The sequence below is a fragment of the Bacillus sp. CZDM1 genome (assembly GCF_055502545.1).
Genome location: NZ_JBUESO010000008.1, coordinates 101,345 through 119,609, shown reverse-complemented (window position 1 = coordinate 119,609; position 18,265 = coordinate 101,345). Strand labels below are relative to the sequence as shown.

The following is an 18,265-nucleotide window of genomic DNA, read 5'->3' as shown; positions in this document are numbered from 1 at the left end:
CTTTATTGATACAATAACCCAATTAACAGCTTCTCAGCTTTTTCCAATAATTCTTTCTGTTCGCTTTCTGATAAACTATTTAAATATTTTCTGCCCATTTGATGATCGTATAATGGGGCTATTGCAGCATCAGGATTCTGATAGTCATCAATAGTTGCAAACAACTCAGAAAAAAAATCTGCTTCTTTCATTAAATTTTTTCTATCAAGCTGCTGGTTATCCTCTAGGGATAAATTAACAATCCAAACAAATGATTCTTCATCATTTTCATAATCTAATAGTAATTCTAGAAGTTCAGTATCTAAAACTCTTTTCTCTTGGTAATCATCCAATTGAACATTTTTTAGGTTCAAGGTAAGCAGAGTTCCAATACCGGCTTTACGAAAACGTTCCATGGTAATTTGACATAATTGAAAGATTTCTTGAAAGCTTTGTGCCAAAGCAGCATCGACAGAAACTTCTTCCCAAACCACATCTGAAGTTGCAACAAATTCCTTTTTTGCCTCGAATTCATTCAACGTAATACAATAGCAGCCTTTTACTCCGACTTCCTTTTTATTACGTCCTTGGAGGTTTCCTGGATAAATGATTGGCGGCGTTTCAGATAATAATGTTCGTTTATGGATATGTCCTAAAGCCCAATAATCAAATTCTTTCTCATGCAGGTCCTTGATAGTAAATGGGGCGTAATTATCGTGGTCAGTACCGCCGCCTTCATTTCCATGGAGTATCCCGATATGAAAATCTGCACGCTCTTGTTTATGATAGTCATCAATTCTTTTATCAAGAATATGTCTTTGTAGATAACTGAAGCCGTATAAATGGACCTTTTCACCACGTTTTGAATGGAATGTTTTCATTTCGACATCACTGCTAAATACATGTACATTCGAGGGCATATCTAGGTGTACCCATGAGCCATTTAAATGATCATGGTTTCCATGAATAACATAAACAGGAATATCCTTTTGTGAGAGCTTTTGCATTTCATTCCGGAAACGTGATTGTGCACGTAAGCTCCTGTCTTCACCATCATATAAGTCTCCAGCTAAAATAACAAAATCAACGTTGTTATCAATTGCTGCTGCTGTGAGCTTCTCTAAAGCTGTGAAGGTACTCTCTCTCACTCTTGAAAGGATGTTAGCAGGCAAATGCTTTAAGCCAACCATTGGGCTGTCCAAATGCAGGTCAGCAGCGTGAATAAACGTTATCTGTCTCATAAGAGCTCCTTTCAGTAAGTTTTCTTTTATTGTAACATCTCAAAAAAGCGAATGCACGTTCTGAATAGAAATATTAAAAAAGCTTTGCCAGTTTTGACAAAGCCTACACTTTTTATTCTTTTTTGGTTAATTGCAGTGCCTTTTTTATATCCTTAAAGGAATTTGATTTTCCGTACATTAGGACTCCCCCACGGTAAACACGGGCACCAAATACGGCTAAGAAAGCTATAGTTGAAAGCAGGATCGCAATCCCTAATGCTGTTTCCCAGACTGGAATATTCAGCATACCAACACGTAAAAACATAATCATTGGGGTGAAGAATGGTATATAGGATGTAATGACAATAAAAGGCGAATCCGGTTTACCAAGACCAAACATCGCAATCATAAATCCTCCTACAACGAGTAATGTCATAGGTGTAATCATTTGCTGCACATCTTCAATCCTGCTGACCAATGATCCTAGAAAGGCGGCAAGGGTAGCATAGAGGAAATACCCTAAGATAAAGAAGATAACCGCATAAGCGATGGTTGATAACGAAATATTACCAAATCCAAAGTCGTCAAAAAAACCACCTTCTAATGAGGACATATTCCGTTTAATTGAAAAATAACCTACTGATAAAAGTACTGTAAGCTGAGTTAAGCTTAACAGACCAATACCCAGTATTTTTGCAAACATCTGCTTGATTGGTGATACACTGGAAATCAGGATTTCCATCACCCTTGAAGACTTCTCTGTAGCAACTTCCATGGCAATCATGCTGGCATACATAATAACAGCAAAATAGATGACAAACAGGAGAACATAAACAAGTCCTCTAGCTTGATTCAATTCTTCCTCCGTTTTCGCATTTTCTTCAAGAGCAATTTTCTCAAAAGAAACGGGTTCATAAAGCTGCTGAAGCTGCTCTGGAGTTAGATTAATTTTCGAAGCCGCAAACATGGTTTTCATTTGTTGAAGTCCTGCCTGAAGATCAGTAAATAATGATGAATCCGCTACACTCATTGCTTTATATGTAGCTTCTGGTAAATCCTCTGCATCATAACGCAGCTGGACAACTCCTGCATATTCTCCTTCTTCTACTGCCTTTTCAGCCTCTTTTTCTGTGCCGTCGAACTCTGTCAGTTGAAGGTTTTTATTTAAAGCACTCATTTGTTCTTTAAGCGGTGCATATAGCTGACCTGTTTCATCTAGAACAGCAACCTTTTCTTTACCGCCGCCTTTATCAAAAACTTCTATGATACTATTCATATTGGTCAAGGCTAAGGTGATGATTAAAGTCATCAATGTTGTGATTAGAAATGATTTTGTCTTAAATTTATTTACATATGTATGAATTAAAATAATCCAAAATTTATTCATAGGAATCACCTACTTTCTCGATAAAAATATCATTTAAAGAAGGCTCTTCAAGATCAAATTTTCTGATGAATCCTTTGTTTACAATATCTTTAAGTATCTTTTCTGCAATATATTCTCCCTCGATTTGCAAATGGATTCCCTCTGTTGTCGATTTAGTCTTAACCACTCCTGGATAATCCTTCAAAGAATCCAATGGAAAATCTGCATGAATAACAAGGTTCTTTTTACCAAAAGCACGTTTTATTTCTTTTAACGAACCATGTACAACCTGAGTTCCTTTATGCATAATACAAAGATGCTCACACATCTCTTCTACATGGTGCATTTGGTGGCTTGAAAAAACAATGGTCGTTCCTTTTTCCTTTAAAGAGAGGACAGCCTCTTTAAGCATTTCAACATTAACCGGATCCAAACCGCTGAATGGTTCATCGAGAATTAATAATTTTGGTTTATGTAAGACTGCTGCAATAAATTGTATTTTCTGTTGGTTTCCTTTTGAAAGCTCTTCTACTTTTTTATTTTCATATTCTGGCACTTTAAATCTTTCCAGCCAATATTTTAATTCAGAAAGTGCTTCACTTTTAGCCATGCCTCTTAATCTCGCAAGGTAGACAATTTGTTCGCTGACCTTTAATTTTGGGTATAAACCTCTTTCTTCAGGCAGATAGCCAACTAAATGGCTGGTTGAATAATTGATAGGTTTCTCGTCCCAGGTAATTCTGCCATCACTAGAATCGAGCAGTCCTAGGATCATTCTAAATGTTGTTGTCTTCCCTGCACCATTTGCGCCTAAAAACCCAAACATTTCTTTTTCAGGTATTTCAATGGATAAATCCTTAACCGCGATAAAATCACCAAACCGTTTTGTTACATGTTCAAGTTTCAAAACCATACGAATTCCTCCTCTCCAAAATTACTACGTATTTCCATATAAAAAGTTTCACCTTTACAATATATCGCTAATTATGCAAATATTATAATATCAATATTATCGGGAGGATAAAGGATGAAGACTTACAAATTAACTGCCTTTGAAGCAAATGGGGAAAAAATAGTAGATGAGGCATTCCAGGCTGATCATGATGAGGCAGCAAAAGACTTAGCTGAAAAACTTTTAGCTGAAAAGAATTTACTAGATAAAACACATCGCTGCACATCGCCAAGTGGAAAGCTTTTATTATTCCATTCCTAGTCTTTAGAAAGAAAAAAGAAGCAGCAAATGCTTCTTTTTCTCTTAATTATTTTCCTATAAATTTCGCTGGTCTCTTTTCTATAAATGCTCTAATTCCTTCTTGGTGATCAAAAGTTCGACGCATATTTAATTGCCCTTGTTTTTCTAGTTCTAATATCTTAAGTAATTGCGGGCGGTTACTATCTGCTAATATTTTTTTCGTTTTTATCATTGCCTGAACTGGGCGGCTCAGCCAATCAGATATTCTTGCTTCTAACGTTTCTTCTAGATTTCCTTCGGCCACTTCCTGGACCAGCCCTAATTCTAAGGCTTCTTGTGCATTCATCATTTTTCCATCCCAGATGACCTGCTTCGCTTTTATTTCGCCTAATCTCTTTTCTAAAAAGAAGTGGGAACCACCATCTGGTATTAACCCGATTCCAATAAAATTCATTGCCAGTTTGCTTCTATTGTCGGCTATGATATGATCAGTAGCCAATGCTAGACTGAATCCAAGCCCTGCTGCAGCACCATTTACGGCGCTAATGGTTAATTTAGGAATACTGTATAAAGTAATGATTAATTCGCTAATGCAGTCCATCACTGGGAAGAATTCGCTTTCATCCAAGTCAGAAAGCATCGTTTTAATATCCCCGCCTGCGGAGAAGGCTTTGCCACTACCAGTTAATATGACAATATCAATATCATCCGAATCAGATATTTCTTTTAATTTAGAGGCTAACCCTTTTATCATTTCCACATCGAGTGCATTTAATGCTTCCGGTCTATTCATTTCTACCGTTACAACCCGGCCGTTAACCCTCACCTTTACCTTATCTGTTACAAAATTAATACTCACCCCAAACGCCTCCCATTCACTTTATTCATTTCTATTATAGCTTGAATTGGTTTGATAAAAAATAAATTTTCATAATATATGGAATTTTCACTGCCACTATTTACTAAAACTATTTTTTACGGCAAAAAGGACAAAGAGCAGCCTCTTTGTCCTTTTACAAACCTACTTACTTCCTTAGTACTTCCTTTTGTACCTGCTCTCTAAGTGTCATCTTTAAAAACTTCCCTACAGAGGTCTTCGGAATTTCCTCTAAGAACAAAATTTCATCAGGTAACCACCACTTAGCAAACTGTGGTTTTAAAAATTCAATTAATTCTTCTTTCGTCACCTTATCTTTATAGACATCTTTTAAAACCACACAAGCAACCGGTCTTTCCTGCCATTGTTCGTGCGGTACAGCAACAACTGCCGCTTCAAACACCGATTCATGGGCCATCAAAGCATTTTCCAAATCAACGGAAGAAATCCATTCTCCGCCGCTTTTAATTAAATCCTTTGTCCGATCGACAATTTTCACAAAGCCTTCCTCGTCGATTGTTACAACATCTCCAGTGTGAAGCCAGCCATCATGGAAGGCATCTAGTGTTCTCTCATCCTTATAATACTCAGAGGCAATCCATGGGCCCTTGATGCATAGTTCACCCATTTCCTGACCATCCCAAGCCACTTCTCCGTTCTTGCCGACAACTTTTATGCTCAAGCCTGGAACAAGAACTCCTTGCTTTGCTCTTATTTCGAGTCTTTCCTCATAATCTAAATTTTCTTGATAGCTTTTTAGTGTGGAAATAACCACCAGCGGACTTGTTTCAGTCATACCATATGCATGTAAGAACGGCACTTTGTGACGTTGTTCAAATGCCCTAATCATTCCTTTTGGAGCTGCTGATCCGCCGCAAAGTACTCCTCTTAAACTACTAAGGTCGTAAGAACCCTCGTCAAGTTCTTTTAACAACCCGAGCCATATGGTTGGAACACCCGCGGTAATGGTTACTTTTTCATTTTCTATGAGCTCTGCTAGTAGTTTCGGAGTAAAATATGGTCCTGGCAGCACTAAGGAGGTCCCAAACCATACAGCTGCAAATGGCATCCCCCAAGCATTGGCATGGAACATTGGCACAACTGGCAATGCAATGTCTTTTTCACTCATCGCCGCACTATCCGCAAGACCTAACGCCATACTATGTAGAAAAATCCCTCTATGCGAGTATACGACTCCTTTTGGATTTCCTGTGGTCGCAGAGGTATAACACATACCTGCTGGATCATTTTCTTCGATATCTACAGGATATTTAAAATTAGGATTCGCTTCAGCTAGCAGATCTTCGTAATGATAAATAGGTGAAAGGCTGGTTTCAGGAAGTTCCTTATCATCTGTCATGATTACATAAGCCTTCACGCTTTTTAGCTCTGATGCACATTTTTCAAGTAATGGAATTATGTCTGGGTCTACTAAGAGGACACTATCTTCTGCATGATTAATAATATAGGATATATGATGTGGAGAAAGACGGATGTTAATCGTATGAAGAACAGCACCGATACATGGAATCGCAAAATAGGCTTCTAGATGACGGTGATGATTCCACGCAAGTGTTCCTACCCTGTCACCTTTTTCTACTCCTAGTCTTTTTAGACTATCTGCAAGTCTTCTCGTTCTATCACCGATTTGTTTATACGTAAAACGATGAATGCCGCTAGATGTTCTCGAAACAACCTGTTTCTTTGGAAAATACTTCTCTGCTCTTTCAATCATCTGTGTCATTGTTAAAGGCGTCTGCATCATTACTAAATCCCCTCCATAACCGAAAGCGTTTTCAAGTCATATAAAATATTCTCCATAATAATGACAATTCCTCTATTAAGAACGAGAATCAAAAAAAAAATCTCCTGCCTATTAAGCAAGAGATCCTTTTTCAGTGAATAGTTCATCTAATATTTTTATCTTTTCTTCCGTGTAAGCTTCAAAGCTTTCATTATATGTTTTTGGATCTTTCGGATTAGCAAACTGCGTGATTTTCCCTGTCTCCGGGTCAATAAATTTACTTGCTGCTCCGCATCCAAGTCCAATAATGGTCTGCTGTTCTTCCATAATCATGATATTATAAATGCTTTCTTGATTTGGAAATGCATAGCCAACATTTTCGAGATTACCAAGAATGTTTTTTTGACGGTAGAGATAATAGGGAACATAGCCGTGGCTGTCTGTCCACTCTGTTGCTAGATTCATCATTTGTTCTACTTCTTCACGACCTGCCACTTTGTATTTATCTTTGTTTCTCGTCATTTCTGAGGCACGCTTAAATGATAAAGTATGAACGGTTAGAGATTCGGGCATTAACTTTTCCGTTTCAGCAAGTGAATGTGTAAATTCAGCTATACCTTCGCCTGGCAGGCCAATAATGAGATCCATATTGATATTATTCATGCCCATTTCTCTAGCTAAGTGATACTTTTCGATTGTTTCTGTAACCGTGTGATGACGCCCAATGGCCTTTAAGGTTTCTTGTGTATAGGATTGTGGGTTAATACTAATCCGGTCGATCTTCCATTTCTTTAACACTTCTAACTTTTCAGAGGTAATCGTATCAGGACGCCCTGCTTCGACTGTGATCTCACGTATCTTTTCAACCTCTGGGAATGAAGCATACATTTCTTCGTAAAGCATATCCATTTCTTCAGCTGTAATACTCGTTGGTGTACCGCCGCCATAGTAAACGGTGGTGATCCTTACACCCTTTGCTTTCAGCCATTCTCCGATTTTCTTTATTTCATAATGCAGCCCGCCTAAGAACGAATCAACTGAACCTTGTCGACCGTTGATTGCATATGCCGGGAATGTACAATATGCACATTTTGTTGGACAAAAAGGTATACCAATATAGATGCTAACCTCCTTTTGAAGTGAATAGAGGTCCGGAACAATGGCAAGCTGTCTATCGACGATTTGCTGCATCAGATTTATCTTTTCATCTGTAATAAGGTAATCCTCTTTTAATTGTTGGTGGGCGATTTCTTGAGGAATCCCCTCTTGGACCTTACGATGTAATAGCTTTGTGGGTCTGATTCCGGTTAGAATCCCCCACTTTTGGATGATTCCTGTCCAATTCTGCAGAAGTTTTAAATAAACATGAGCAACTACATTTTTTATTTGTTTGAACTTTTCCTTTTCTGATTGGGACTGGAGGAATTCCTTTTCATAGCTATCTGTAAAAGAATTTCCGTCTTGATCTTTATAATCAGCAGAAACATTAATAAAGTCATTTTCTACTAAAGAAAAATTTATAATTAAATCAGCAGCTTCATCTTTAACTTTCAAAATCTCTGTTTCTTCAAAAAATAAATTCCCAATTAGCTGCAACATCCGATTAAATCGTTCATCGTCTAAACCTAAAATACTAATACGCACTATAAATCACCTTTTCCTATAGAAAAACTTCTTTAAGTTTACAGAATCAAGAATATAAGGTCAATATAATGGAAAGCATTGACAAAGATAAAGAGACATCATCGTATATGATGATGTCTCTTTTATTACTTTTTAATAATATTCATTTTCCTTAAAAACTCAATTGGCTGCTGCTTTCTAAAGTGTTCCTTAACCATATAGGCAACGCCGTGCTCATTTTTCGATCTGGTTACCCAGTCAGCTGCTCTTTTTACATCAAATGCGGCATTCCACATGGCCACACCTAATCCAGCAGCCTCAATAGCTGGAATATCATCTAATCCTTCTCCAATGACAACCATTTCCTTTAACTGAATCCCAAGGTGGCTGCCAAGATACGCAAGCCCCTTTAACTTTGAGACACCTGCTGGGACAATATCTAATCGCAAAGCGTCAAGCTGTATCGTCTCAATTTCTGTAAACATCTTTTCGATTGCCTTTTTTGCATCCTGAAGATCACTTTCCTCTTCAAAATAAACCTCTATTTTCGGTGGAGTAACCGGTTGATCATGCAAGTATTCACTAAGTGACGAAACAAATTGCTGTGAATAAAATACTGGATCTCCTGATGTAAATACAGTTTTAGCTAACAAATTGGTGTTTAACTTCAACCTATTTGCTAACGAATATTGTTCATGAACCAATCTAATTTGACAAGGCATCCCCTCGAGGAAACGGACTGTATCATACGTGATATTTTCGTGTATTCTTTGGACAAGATTTTGTTTATCTTGAATGTTTGCAATATAGGCACCTTGATGAGTGATTAGCGGGTTCTTTATTTTTAATGCCCTTGCCACCTTCTTGGCTGAGGGAAAACTCCGTGATGTCATAAGCGTTACATAAATTCCCTTTTGCTGAACATACTCAATGGCTTCCTTCGTTGACTTATGGATTTTTCCATTACTCTGTAAGAGAGTTCCATCAATATTTAATGCAAGCAAACGATAAATCATTATGCTGCCCCCTGTTCTTGGTGAAGTTACCCTTATAACACTTTTATGATTTTTCACCGAAAGATAGAACAAGGGCTGATTAGAAAAGAAAAAACTTCCGAAAAAATCGGAAGCGTTTAAATCTTATTATAAATTTCCGTAAAGCTCTTCTAGCGGCTTCATAATAACTTGGTTTAACTCACCAATAATCATGCTCATCCGCTGTTCTGCCTGCATAAGTCGAGATATTTTTTCATTTTGCTGGACAAGAGCTACCGTTGATTGCGCATGCTGGACCTCTTGTTCGGATATTTCCTGACCCATCATTTGTTTTTGTTGTAAATTCATTTGAATTTGGCGAAAGTTATCAAACATATTTTTTGCTGTTGGATCAGCATTGACTTCATTATACATTTGCTGTAAGTGTTTATATTCATCACTTTGACGAATCGCTTTTTCTAAGGCATAAGCTGCATCGTATAAATTAACGGACATTGATTCCACTCCTCTTAAGAAAATAATCTTAATAACTATAACAAACTATGTTTGTAAATGCGAGGATGTTCAACTACGCCACAATTATGTATCACCAACTATTGGGCGTTAACATACGATACCATATCAAAGAATGCCTATTTAAACACATATTCGCCGATAAATGAGGAGTGACTATGCCCCTAATCACAATTGTTCCGATGAAATCAGTTAACAGGACAGATCATTTTGTACAGATGTCCTCAAAACTTTTTATACAGTTACAGCTTGAAACAAATGAAATCAAGATCTCTGTTGGAAAGAAAATGGTGAAAGTAAAAATAAGTATGGTTGAAATGTCTCCTAACGAGATTCATTTCCCTGAAAATCTATTTCAACTTTTTTGTTTACCCATTCAATGTTATAAATTTCATTCCATTTATAAGGAAGATAGCCATTCACTTTTCTTGGGCCCAGTCATTGGTCTGGTAACAGACTTTAAGAATAATGGAAATGAAGAACCCTATTTTCGCTCAATCCATAGTTTTTGTGAAGAACTTCATCATGGTTTAACGGAGAATGGCGGTTTCTTATATATATTTTCATATCCAGAATTTTCTGTTCAAGGTTATTATTTTGAAGACGGGAAATGGAAATCTGCAGAACTCCCTCTTCCTGATGTCATTTATAATCGTATCCATGCTCGTAAAATTGAATTTGGCAAGGAATACCATTTATTTCGTCAAAGACTTACTGAGTTAAGTATTCCTATTTTTAATGATCGCTTTCTTTCAAAATGGGAGGTTCACGAGCACTTAATCCATGAAAATCAACTTCATTCCTATATACCTGAGACAAATTTGTTTACTAAGGATCATTTAGCCGCATTTGCAAACAAATATGAGACTGTTTTTATTAAACCTGTACATGGAAGTCAAGGGAGAAACATATTCAAACTAAAAAAAGAGAATACCAACTTGATATTGGACTCCTCTGTTAAATTGCACCCAGCAAATAAGCAAGTCCTAATGTCCTTTGAAGAGATATATCAGCATATTAAACCATTATTGAACAATAGAATCTATATTATCCAGCAAGGAATTCCCCTCCTTACCTATCAAAATAGAGGGATGGACTTTAGAGTATTGTGTCATAAAAATCAACGAAACAACTGGAAAGCTACCTCGTTGGTGGCCAGAATATCAGCAGAGGATGAGTTTGTTTCCAATATTGCCAGAGGCGGAGAAATAATGACTCCCATAAATGCATTAAAAGATAGTATGAGTTTAAATGATGCAAAGCGTCTTATCGCACAAGTGAAAGATTTAGCCATTGAAACTGCAATGATTATTGAAAGGAAGTCAACCGGAATTACTGGAGAACTCGGAATCGATATTGGAATTGACCAAGAAGGTAACCCCTGGCTAATTGAAGTCAATTCAAAGCCATCTAAAAACTTTGAAGATGGTCAAATGAAAATAAGACCATCTGCCAAAGCAATTATTCAGTTTTGCACCAAGTTAGCATTAGATACAACCTCAGAAATGGAGGATTCATAGATGATTACCTTTGGAATTATGACCTTAAATTTAGAAAGTGAAGCAGCCTATCTTCATGAAATTGCTGCCCGCGGTCATTCTTGCGGAATGGAATGTTACCACTTTCTTCCTTCTAATATTAATCCTCGTACCACACAGGTTCTAGGGAGACGGTTTGATACAGTAAAACAATGCTGGGTAGAAGATGAATTTATCATCCCTTCCATCATCTATGACCGTTGTTTTTACGGCGATGACGAACATTCTAAGCAATGTATCCCCATTGTTTCTTGGCTAAAAAGTAGAGAGGATATTACTTTTTTAGGATTTGGGCTTCCAAATAAACTAGAATTATATGATACCTTACGTAATTCTCGATTAGTTCCTTATTTACCTTACTCACAACCTATTAAAGATTGCTCACAAGTAGGAAATGCTTTACGAAAACAGAAAAAAGTCATTATTAAACCAATAAATGGTTCTCAAGGATATGGTATCTATTATTTAAAGAAAAACGATAAAACCATCCATGTCAAAACCGAAAAAAATAAGAAAATTATCTCGAGGATCTTTCCTAATGAGAAAAAGTTATTTCAATGGCTCCAACCCTTACTAAACTTCCGTCCATACCTTCTGCAGCCCTATCTTGAATTATCCAATGCTGCTTCACAGCCATTTGATATTCGAATTTTACTTCAAAAAGATGAACAAGGGTTATGGGTTGAACGTGGAAAGGCTATTCGTCAAGGAAATACTGGAGGTATTCTTTCAAACTTAAGTGCAGGAGGCTCAAGCGTTGACTTTACTGACTGGTCCTCTTCCCTCGCTTTAGCCAGCAAAGATTATATTTTATCAGAATTAAATTTTATTACCAAAAACCTCCCACATATTCTCGAAAGTGAAATTCTTCCGTTATTTGAAATTGGCATTGATATTGGAATGGCAAAGGATGGTGCCCTTTGGATTCTCGATATAAATTCAAAGCCAGGGAGAAAGGTAATCTTACAAACACAGCCAGATTTAGCAGAAACCTTATTCCTAGCCCCTCTTCTTTATGGGAAACACCTTACTCAGTCTGTTCGTAAAGAAAGGAAGAGCTACGATGAGAAATCGTTATACCATTGAGATTGCTGATAACAGCCATTTAGTTGTTTACTGTCCTCAAGAGCTCTTAAAAGATAATGTGTTAAAAAAAATTGCCTTTGGGTCTAAAGCAATTGAAGCTGACTTAAGACCTCATCCTAAGAAAAATAATCATATTGTGATAAGCAAAGAGATTCAAAAGCTCTTACTTTTTCCAGACTTTTCTATAAAAATGCATGTATTTGTTCAACATCAAGTTCTCCATATTGGACCGCTTGTTGGAATATTTACAGCAGGCTTCACCCCATTCCCTCACCGTCCAATTGGTGAGAGAACCAACTTTTTCTCCAAATTGTTATCGGTAAAAACCAATGTTGGAGCTATACCATTTGTTTTTGGAGAACAGCATATTAACTGGGAAGTCGGTACGATTAGTGGTTATTTTTACCATGATAGCTATTGGCAGAATATAGAGGTTCCCTTTCCTCATGTTATTTATGATCGGATTCCGAATCGGAAAAGTGAAAGAAATCCCAAACTAGTTAAGGTGAAGGAAACACTACAAAAGGACTATCTGATTCCTTGGTATAACCCAGGATTTTTTAGTAAGTTAGATATTTATGAAAGGTTGCAGCAGGACAAATCTGCGGCCGTCTATCTTCCAGAAACCCATCCTTTTACATCCTTTTCATTGATTGAAGACATGCTCTCTAAATATGGTCATGTCTATCTTAAACCAATAAATGGCAGTTTAGGTTTAGGTGTCCATCAAATTCTCTACGATAAAATCCAAGATGAATATTATTGCCGCTATCAAGATCGTGATGGTGTGAACCTTCTGCGAAAATTCACTTCCTTAGAGGGCTTGTTTCAAACTGTTTTTGCTAATCGTAATTTAGAAAAGATGCTTGTTCAGCAAGGAATACACCTCCTCAGGCAAGAACAGCGCCCGATTGATTTTCGCATACACAGTAATAAAGATGATGCTGGTGTATGGCATGTTACAGCATTAGCTGCAAAATTAGCAGGCCGAGGCAGCGTAACTACACATGCCCGAAGCGGGGGAGAAGTCAAAACAGTGTTAGAACTTTTTCAGCAGGAAGAAAGTCAACTTTATACAGAAAAGCTGGTTCATGCTGCTCTGTTATTAAGTAACAGCCTCTCAAACAACATGGAAGGAATTATTGGCGAAATTGGATTTGATTTAGGTATTGATAAACATGGTGATGTCTGGTTATTTGAAGCAAACTCCAAGCCAGGCAGATCTATTTTCAGTCACCCGGAACTAAAGGATTTCGATAAACTCACGTGTAAGCTATCACTAGCTTTTGCGGTTTTTTTAACGGAACAAACCATTTTGCACCCTGAGGACGATTTCAAATGGTAGTCATCAATCCATGGAGCAAAAGAATGCAGCCTGTCATTGGAATTTTGACTGCAAAGAAAAAGGACGGAACAATTGGCGGGAATGGATCCCTATTTATTGAGCTGCAAAAGAAGCTTATTTCACTTAATGGAATAAGCTTTATCTTTACACTTGACGGGGTTCAAGATGATTCAATAGATGGGTTCATATTTATCCCAGAGAAGAATGAATGGAAAAGGATTAATTCCCCCTACCCGGACCTTGTATACAACCGTATACCCTTTCGAAAGTCAGAAGAAGAAATAAAAAATAGTGCGTTTTTTTCTCACTTAAATGATAAAAATATCCCTTTTTTTAATCCTGGCTTTATTGATAAATATGAACTATATCAACTCTTTAAAGAACACACCATTCTTCAATCTTATATGCCTGCTACCATCCCGGCTTTTCAAAAACAAAAACTTTCTGCATTTTTGTCTCAATACCAAACCATTTACTTAAAACCTTCTCAATCTGCAAGGGGAAATGGCATTTTTAGATTAGAACTAGCTACAGAGAAAAAGCTTATGTTAAATGGAATAAGAAAGAGCGAGGAATTCATTACTTTTGATCATTTTTGGAACGAGTGGGAAAACATACTTAGGGAGAAAAATTACTTGGCTCAAGAGGAAATACAGTCTAAAACGTATGATGGGAAACGGTTCGATTTACGAATTCTTGCTCATGCTGAAAATGACAAATATATTGTTACAGGTGTTGGAATAAGACAATCGCAAAAGCAGGATATAACCACTCATATTCCATCAGGAGGAAAGCTTTTACCATATACTCTATTCAAAACGAAGGAGCTCGACTTTTTTATTGAAAGTGTTGTTGAACAAATTGGGATTGCACTTTCACAGAAGTTTGGCTTTTTTGGTGAATTTTCCATAGATGCTGGTATAAGTGAGACTGGACACTATTATATTTACGAAGTCAACTCAAAACCAATGAGTTTTGATGAGAGTGAAATAGAAACAAAAAAAATTGAACACCTCTGTCAGTTATTCCTACAGCTTACGGTTCATAACAACTAACTGAAAAATGTACTGGAATGTATTTATTATTTCCCTTAAGCTAGAAGTAACCACTAGTTAATTAAGGGAGATGGATAATAATGTTGACACATTTTCAATTTAAGCCCCTATTTGAAAATAAAAATATTCCTGGTTGGAATTTTTCCTTTTACTATAAAAAACAAAGATATTCTGGTATCTATCATCAAACCGGAAAAATTGAATGGTCAGCCAATACTCCCGAACAGGATGACATTGACGCACTAACCAGCCAAATCCACGAGTTAATGCTCTTCCATGTATATGAATAATGATTATGAATGAAAAAATACCCTTTCCGTAAACTAAAGAAAAACTAGGAAAGGAAATGATTGCTGTGAAAGAAGGAAAAAAAGACTTGCAGTATGAAGGAAAAGACAAGGTTTACCTTGATATTGACAGAATAATTAACGAAGGATTGTCAGGAGGTTCCGTCCATTCTCGTCATGATACTGCCAATATTGAAGAAGCACGTAACCTTACCGAAGAAGAACCTCCTTTACAATCAACATAATAATTAAAAAAGGCTAACTCGTTGAAATGATCACGAGTTAGCCTTTTTATCTGATTGCTAAATTAATGCTATAATTAGTGTATTATTCTAAAAATATCAGTTTGGAGAAGTTGATCTTGCTAAAAAAAATCATGTCCTTATACAAAAATTCCGTACTGTCTTCTGTGCAGCCAACATACACTTCTGACCAATATTACATATTTTATGACCAATCTGAAAAGAACTGGCTTTCCATTCCGAAAACAAATTTAACAGAAAACGAACTAAACCTTCTAAACGTTCTGTATGAACAAGTTAAAATGTCTTCTTCCATGCCGCTGAGCTCACTTTCTAGAAAATGGCATGATTTTTTGCTATTAGATGGATCAATCCCTAATCTAAGTAGTGAAAGTAATTTTCGCTTCATCCAGTTCTATATCAAAGGTCATGGCGTTGACCCAACAGAAATCGAGTCAGCCATTAAAGGTTTTTTTTCTGATGAAGTACAAATTATTTGGGAAGATGACCATAATGGGATTGTCATCGAAGAAAGAAGACAATTTTCTCTTATCGAAAGTGAGTTATCTTCCATAGCTGATACATTAGAAAGTGACTTTTATGTAAAAGTTTCCTTTTATATTGGCAGGCTCTACCCTGCTTCCAATCAATTGCGAAGCCATTTTCAACAAGAAAAGGAGTATTTTGAATTTGCTAAGAAAAATCTAACAAGCACAAATGTTATTTCCTTTGAAAAGATATTTCCAGCTTTTGTTGCATTTAATTTGCCTAATGACATTAAAGATAAAGTTAATAAGGAACTTTCTTCGGTATTCTTAGAGGATCCCGAATTATATACAACCATAAAAGTATTCTTAGAAAATAATTTAAATGCCAGCTTAACGGCTAAAAAATTATTTATTCATCGTAATACACTCCAATACCGACTTGATAAATTTATTGATAAGACTGGAGTACAATTAAAAGACTTTTATGGAGCCTTTACCGTCTTTTTAGCATGTTTACTATTTGAACAAAAATAAATAGGACACAGTGCACAAAATTCATTTTAGGAACTTTGTGCATTGTGTCCATATTGTTTGTAACCCTTTTCATGTAAACTGAAATTAATCAAAACAGGGAGGGTTTACACAATGGCTGAATTAAAATTAGATCATATTTATAAAATTTACGATAATAAGGTTACAGCGGTTACAGACTTTAATCTACATATTCAAGATAAGGAGTTTATCGTCTTTGTCGGTCCTTCTGGCTGCGGAAAATCAACAACTTTACGTATGGTTGCTGGTCTTGAAGAAATTTCAAAAGGTGACTTTTATATTGATGGAAAAAGAGTGAATGATGTAGCTCCTAAAGATCGTGATATCGCGATGGTATTCCAAAACTATGCCCTATATCCGCATATGACGGTATATGATAATATGGCTTTCGGTTTAAAACTTCGTAAGTTTCCGAAGGATGAAATTGATCGTCGTGTAAATGAAGCAGCAAAAATTCTTGGATTAGAAGCTTATTTAAAGAGAAAGCCGAAGGCATTATCCGGTGGTCAACGTCAGCGTGTTGCACTAGGACGTGCAATTGTCCGTGACGCAAAGGTATTCTTAATGGACGAGCCACTTTCAAACCTTGATGCAAAACTTCGTGTAGCGATGCGTGCTGAAATCGCTAAGCTTCACCGTCGTTTAAACACAACGACTATTTATGTAACACATGACCAAACAGAAGCAATGACAATGGCTTCAAGACTTGTAGTTATGAAGGATGGTCTTATTCAACAAGTGGGAACACCAAAAGAAGTATATGAAAAGCCTGAAAACGTTTTTGTTGGCGGATTTATCGGTTCACCTGCAATGAACTTCTTCAATGGTAAACTTGAAGATGGCAAGTTTGTAGCTGGCAAAACTTCTATCGCCGTTCCAGAAGGTAAGATGAAAGTTCTTCGTGAGCAGGGATATGTAGGAAAAGAAATCATCCTTGGTGTTCGTCCAGAAGATATCCATGATGAGCCAGTATTTATCGAAGCATCTGCTGGTACAAAAATTACAACTAATGTGGATGTAGCTGAGTTAACTGGTGCAGAATTAATGGTTTACTCTAGTATTGATGGTCAGGACTTCGTGGCCCGCCTTGATTCAAGAGCTGACATTCACCCAGGAGATTCACTTGATCTAGCTTTTGATTTAAACAAAGGTCATTTCTTTGACGCTGAAACAGAGTCCCGCATCCGCGTGGCAAACGAGTAGAAAAGCGGAAGCGCCTTGCACAGAGGCGACAGGCATAAGACGAGCCGGCGAGAAGGTTGCCCTTCACTTTCTTGACGGATTGGCTTATGACCCCGAGCCTCTAGGCGCTGTAGCTAGACAATAGAAAAGAACCAAAAGGTCCCGAATTTTCGGGACCTTTTGCATTTATTCTTTAATAAAGATCACTTCATCCATTTGACAGGATGGACATTGATATAAGTGAGGGCATTTTCCCCCTGAGTTACTGTCCGGATAACCGTCTTCCATCTTCATTAAATCAATTTCCATATACGGACTGTAATCATCATAGAAATCCATTAACCTTCCTCTTTCTAACATTTGTTCGCCGCAATGTGTGCATAATAGAGATACTTCACGCAAACCATTGCAAATTGGGCATATCGACATTCCCATTCACCCTCTAAGTTATTGTATACGCTTAGTTTGCGTTACTATTTCGGCACTATGTAACGGAATAAATTACCAGTAAAATCTAGTGAATAAGTTGTCCATTTTTAATCATAATAATATTACAAAGCAAGCAACAACCCAGCAACACAAAAGAAAGTATGAAGCATCTCCAACATCTAATAACTTTTAAGATGGGTTAGGCCAAGGTGGCAATGGTTAATCTTAACCATATGGTTCAATTCCATACTGACCCCAAAATTATTAAGAGGAGTGTTATTCAACTATGGCTAGTAACAACAACTCTAATCAACTTTTAGTACCTGGAGTGGAGCAAGCACTTCAACAAATGAAGTATGAAATTGCAACAGAATTTGGTGTACAACTTGGTGGAGACACTACTTCACGTGCAAATGGTTCTGTCGGTGGAGAAATCACTAAGCGTCTAGTTGCAATGGCAGAATCACAACTTGGCGGCGGATTCCAACGCTAATTTTCAAAAAGCACAGTACAACAAATAAATAACATGGCTTAAGCCCCCTCCATTACGGA

19 protein-coding genes are annotated in these 18,265 nt (G+C 37.0%); 10 read left to right on the top strand and 9 right to left on the bottom strand.

The window, feature by feature from the left end; translation table 11 throughout:
- Positions 1-2 precede the first annotated feature (2 nt).
- The 3 genes from ACY3XC_RS18610 to ACY3XC_RS18600 all read right to left on the bottom strand — a co-directional run bounded on the left by ACY3XC_RS18610 (position 3) and on the right by ACY3XC_RS18600 (position 3,478).
- Positions 3-1,220, bottom strand: coding sequence for a metallophosphoesterase family protein (locus ACY3XC_RS18610; protein WP_464869869.1), 1,218 nt, complete (start codon positions 1,218-1,220; stop codon positions 3-5).
- 112 nt (positions 1,221-1,332) lie between these two features.
- A complete protein-coding gene (locus ACY3XC_RS18605) occupies positions 1,333-2,586 on the bottom strand; it encodes an ABC transporter permease (protein ID WP_464869868.1) in 1,254 nt (417 codons plus the stop codon).
- Positions 2,579-3,478, bottom strand: a complete 900-nt coding sequence (locus ACY3XC_RS18600; protein ID WP_464869867.1) for an ABC transporter ATP-binding protein — start codon at positions 3,476-3,478, stop codon at positions 2,579-2,581. The genes ACY3XC_RS18605 and ACY3XC_RS18600 overlap by 8 nt, the downstream gene beginning before the upstream one ends.
- Positions 3,479-3,592: 114 nt before the next feature.
- Here ACY3XC_RS18600 and ACY3XC_RS18595 point away from each other — a divergent pair, with 114 nt between their 5' ends.
- The gene (locus ACY3XC_RS18595) at positions 3,593-3,778 is read left to right on the top strand and encodes a YhzD family protein (protein ID WP_464869866.1); all 186 of its coding nucleotides are present in this window, start codon (positions 3,593-3,595) and stop codon (positions 3,776-3,778) included.
- A 46-nt stretch (positions 3,779-3,824) separates the two neighbouring features.
- Here the strand turns inward: ACY3XC_RS18595 and ACY3XC_RS18590 are convergent, their stop codons facing one another.
- From ACY3XC_RS18590 to ACY3XC_RS18570, 5 genes are all read right to left on the bottom strand, one after another.
- On the bottom strand, positions 3,825-4,616 hold the full coding sequence (locus ACY3XC_RS18590; RefSeq protein WP_464869865.1) for an enoyl-CoA hydratase: 792 nt from the start codon (positions 4,614-4,616) through the stop codon (positions 3,825-3,827).
- A gap of 166 nt (positions 4,617-4,782) precedes the next feature.
- Positions 4,783-6,399: a long-chain fatty acid--CoA ligase gene (locus ACY3XC_RS18585; RefSeq protein ID WP_464869864.1), complete on the bottom strand. Its 1,617-nt coding sequence runs from the start codon at positions 6,397-6,399 to the stop codon at positions 4,783-4,785.
- 111 nt (positions 6,400-6,510) lie between these two features.
- Complete coding sequence (locus tag ACY3XC_RS18580; protein ID WP_464869863.1) at positions 6,511-8,022, bottom strand: coproporphyrinogen III oxidase; 1,512 nt, start codon at positions 8,020-8,022, stop codon at positions 6,511-6,513.
- Positions 8,023-8,147: 125 nt separating this feature from the next.
- Positions 8,148-9,017, bottom strand: coding sequence for a Cof-type HAD-IIB family hydrolase (locus tag ACY3XC_RS18575; protein WP_464869862.1), 870 nt, complete (start codon positions 9,015-9,017; stop codon positions 8,148-8,150).
- 126 nt (positions 9,018-9,143) lie between these two features.
- Complete coding sequence (locus ACY3XC_RS18570; RefSeq protein ID WP_095248519.1) at positions 9,144-9,491, bottom strand: YlbF/YmcA family competence regulator; 348 nt, start codon at positions 9,489-9,491, stop codon at positions 9,144-9,146.
- A gap of 176 nt (positions 9,492-9,667) precedes the next feature.
- On the opposite strand from ACY3XC_RS18570, the gene ACY3XC_RS18565 reads away from it, so the two are divergent.
- The 8 genes from ACY3XC_RS18565 to ACY3XC_RS18530 all read left to right on the top strand — a co-directional run bounded on the left by ACY3XC_RS18565 (position 9,668) and on the right by ACY3XC_RS18530 (position 17,305).
- Entirely contained in the window at positions 9,668-11,029 is a 1,362-nt protein-coding gene (locus tag ACY3XC_RS18565) for a YheC/YheD family endospore coat-associated protein (protein ID WP_464869861.1), read from the top strand.
- Positions 11,030-12,133 (top strand): YheC/YheD family endospore coat-associated protein, encoded by a 1,104-nt coding sequence (locus tag ACY3XC_RS18560; RefSeq protein ID WP_464869860.1) that lies wholly within the window; start codon positions 11,030-11,032, stop codon positions 12,131-12,133.
- Entirely contained in the window at positions 12,111-13,478 is a 1,368-nt protein-coding gene (locus tag ACY3XC_RS18555) for a YheC/YheD family endospore coat-associated protein (RefSeq protein ID WP_464869859.1), read from the top strand. Before ACY3XC_RS18560 ends, ACY3XC_RS18555 begins: the two co-directional genes overlap by 23 nt.
- Positions 13,472-14,533: a YheC/YheD family endospore coat-associated protein gene (locus ACY3XC_RS18550; RefSeq protein WP_464869858.1), complete on the top strand. Its 1,062-nt coding sequence runs from the start codon at positions 13,472-13,474 to the stop codon at positions 14,531-14,533. The genes ACY3XC_RS18555 and ACY3XC_RS18550 overlap by 7 nt, the downstream gene beginning before the upstream one ends.
- An 80-nt stretch (positions 14,534-14,613) precedes the next feature.
- A complete protein-coding gene (locus ACY3XC_RS18545; protein WP_179158237.1) occupies positions 14,614-14,823 on the top strand; it encodes a YheE family protein in 210 nt (69 codons plus the stop codon).
- Between the two features lie 65 nt (positions 14,824-14,888).
- Positions 14,889-15,065, top strand: coding sequence for a hypothetical protein (locus tag ACY3XC_RS18540; RefSeq protein WP_464869857.1), 177 nt, complete (start codon positions 14,889-14,891; stop codon positions 15,063-15,065).
- A 116-nt stretch (positions 15,066-15,181) separates the two neighbouring features.
- On the top strand, positions 15,182-16,084 hold the full coding sequence (locus tag ACY3XC_RS18535; RefSeq protein ID WP_464869856.1) for a PucR family transcriptional regulator: 903 nt from the start codon (positions 15,182-15,184) through the stop codon (positions 16,082-16,084).
- A 111-nt stretch (positions 16,085-16,195) separates the two neighbouring features.
- On the top strand, positions 16,196-17,305 hold the full coding sequence (locus ACY3XC_RS18530; RefSeq protein WP_179158234.1) for an ABC transporter ATP-binding protein: 1,110 nt from the start codon (positions 16,196-16,198) through the stop codon (positions 17,303-17,305).
- A 165-nt stretch (positions 17,306-17,470) separates the two neighbouring features.
- Here the strand turns inward: ACY3XC_RS18530 and ACY3XC_RS18525 are convergent, their stop codons facing one another.
- On the bottom strand, positions 17,471-17,713 hold the full coding sequence (locus ACY3XC_RS18525; protein ID WP_464869855.1) for a hypothetical protein: 243 nt from the start codon (positions 17,711-17,713) through the stop codon (positions 17,471-17,473).
- Between the two features lie 286 nt (positions 17,714-17,999).
- On the opposite strand from ACY3XC_RS18525, the gene ACY3XC_RS18520 reads away from it, so the two are divergent.
- Positions 18,000-18,206: an alpha/beta-type small acid-soluble spore protein gene (locus ACY3XC_RS18520; RefSeq protein ID WP_179158232.1), complete on the top strand. Its 207-nt coding sequence runs from the start codon at positions 18,000-18,002 to the stop codon at positions 18,204-18,206.
- The last annotated feature ends 59 nt before the right edge of the window (positions 18,207-18,265 follow it).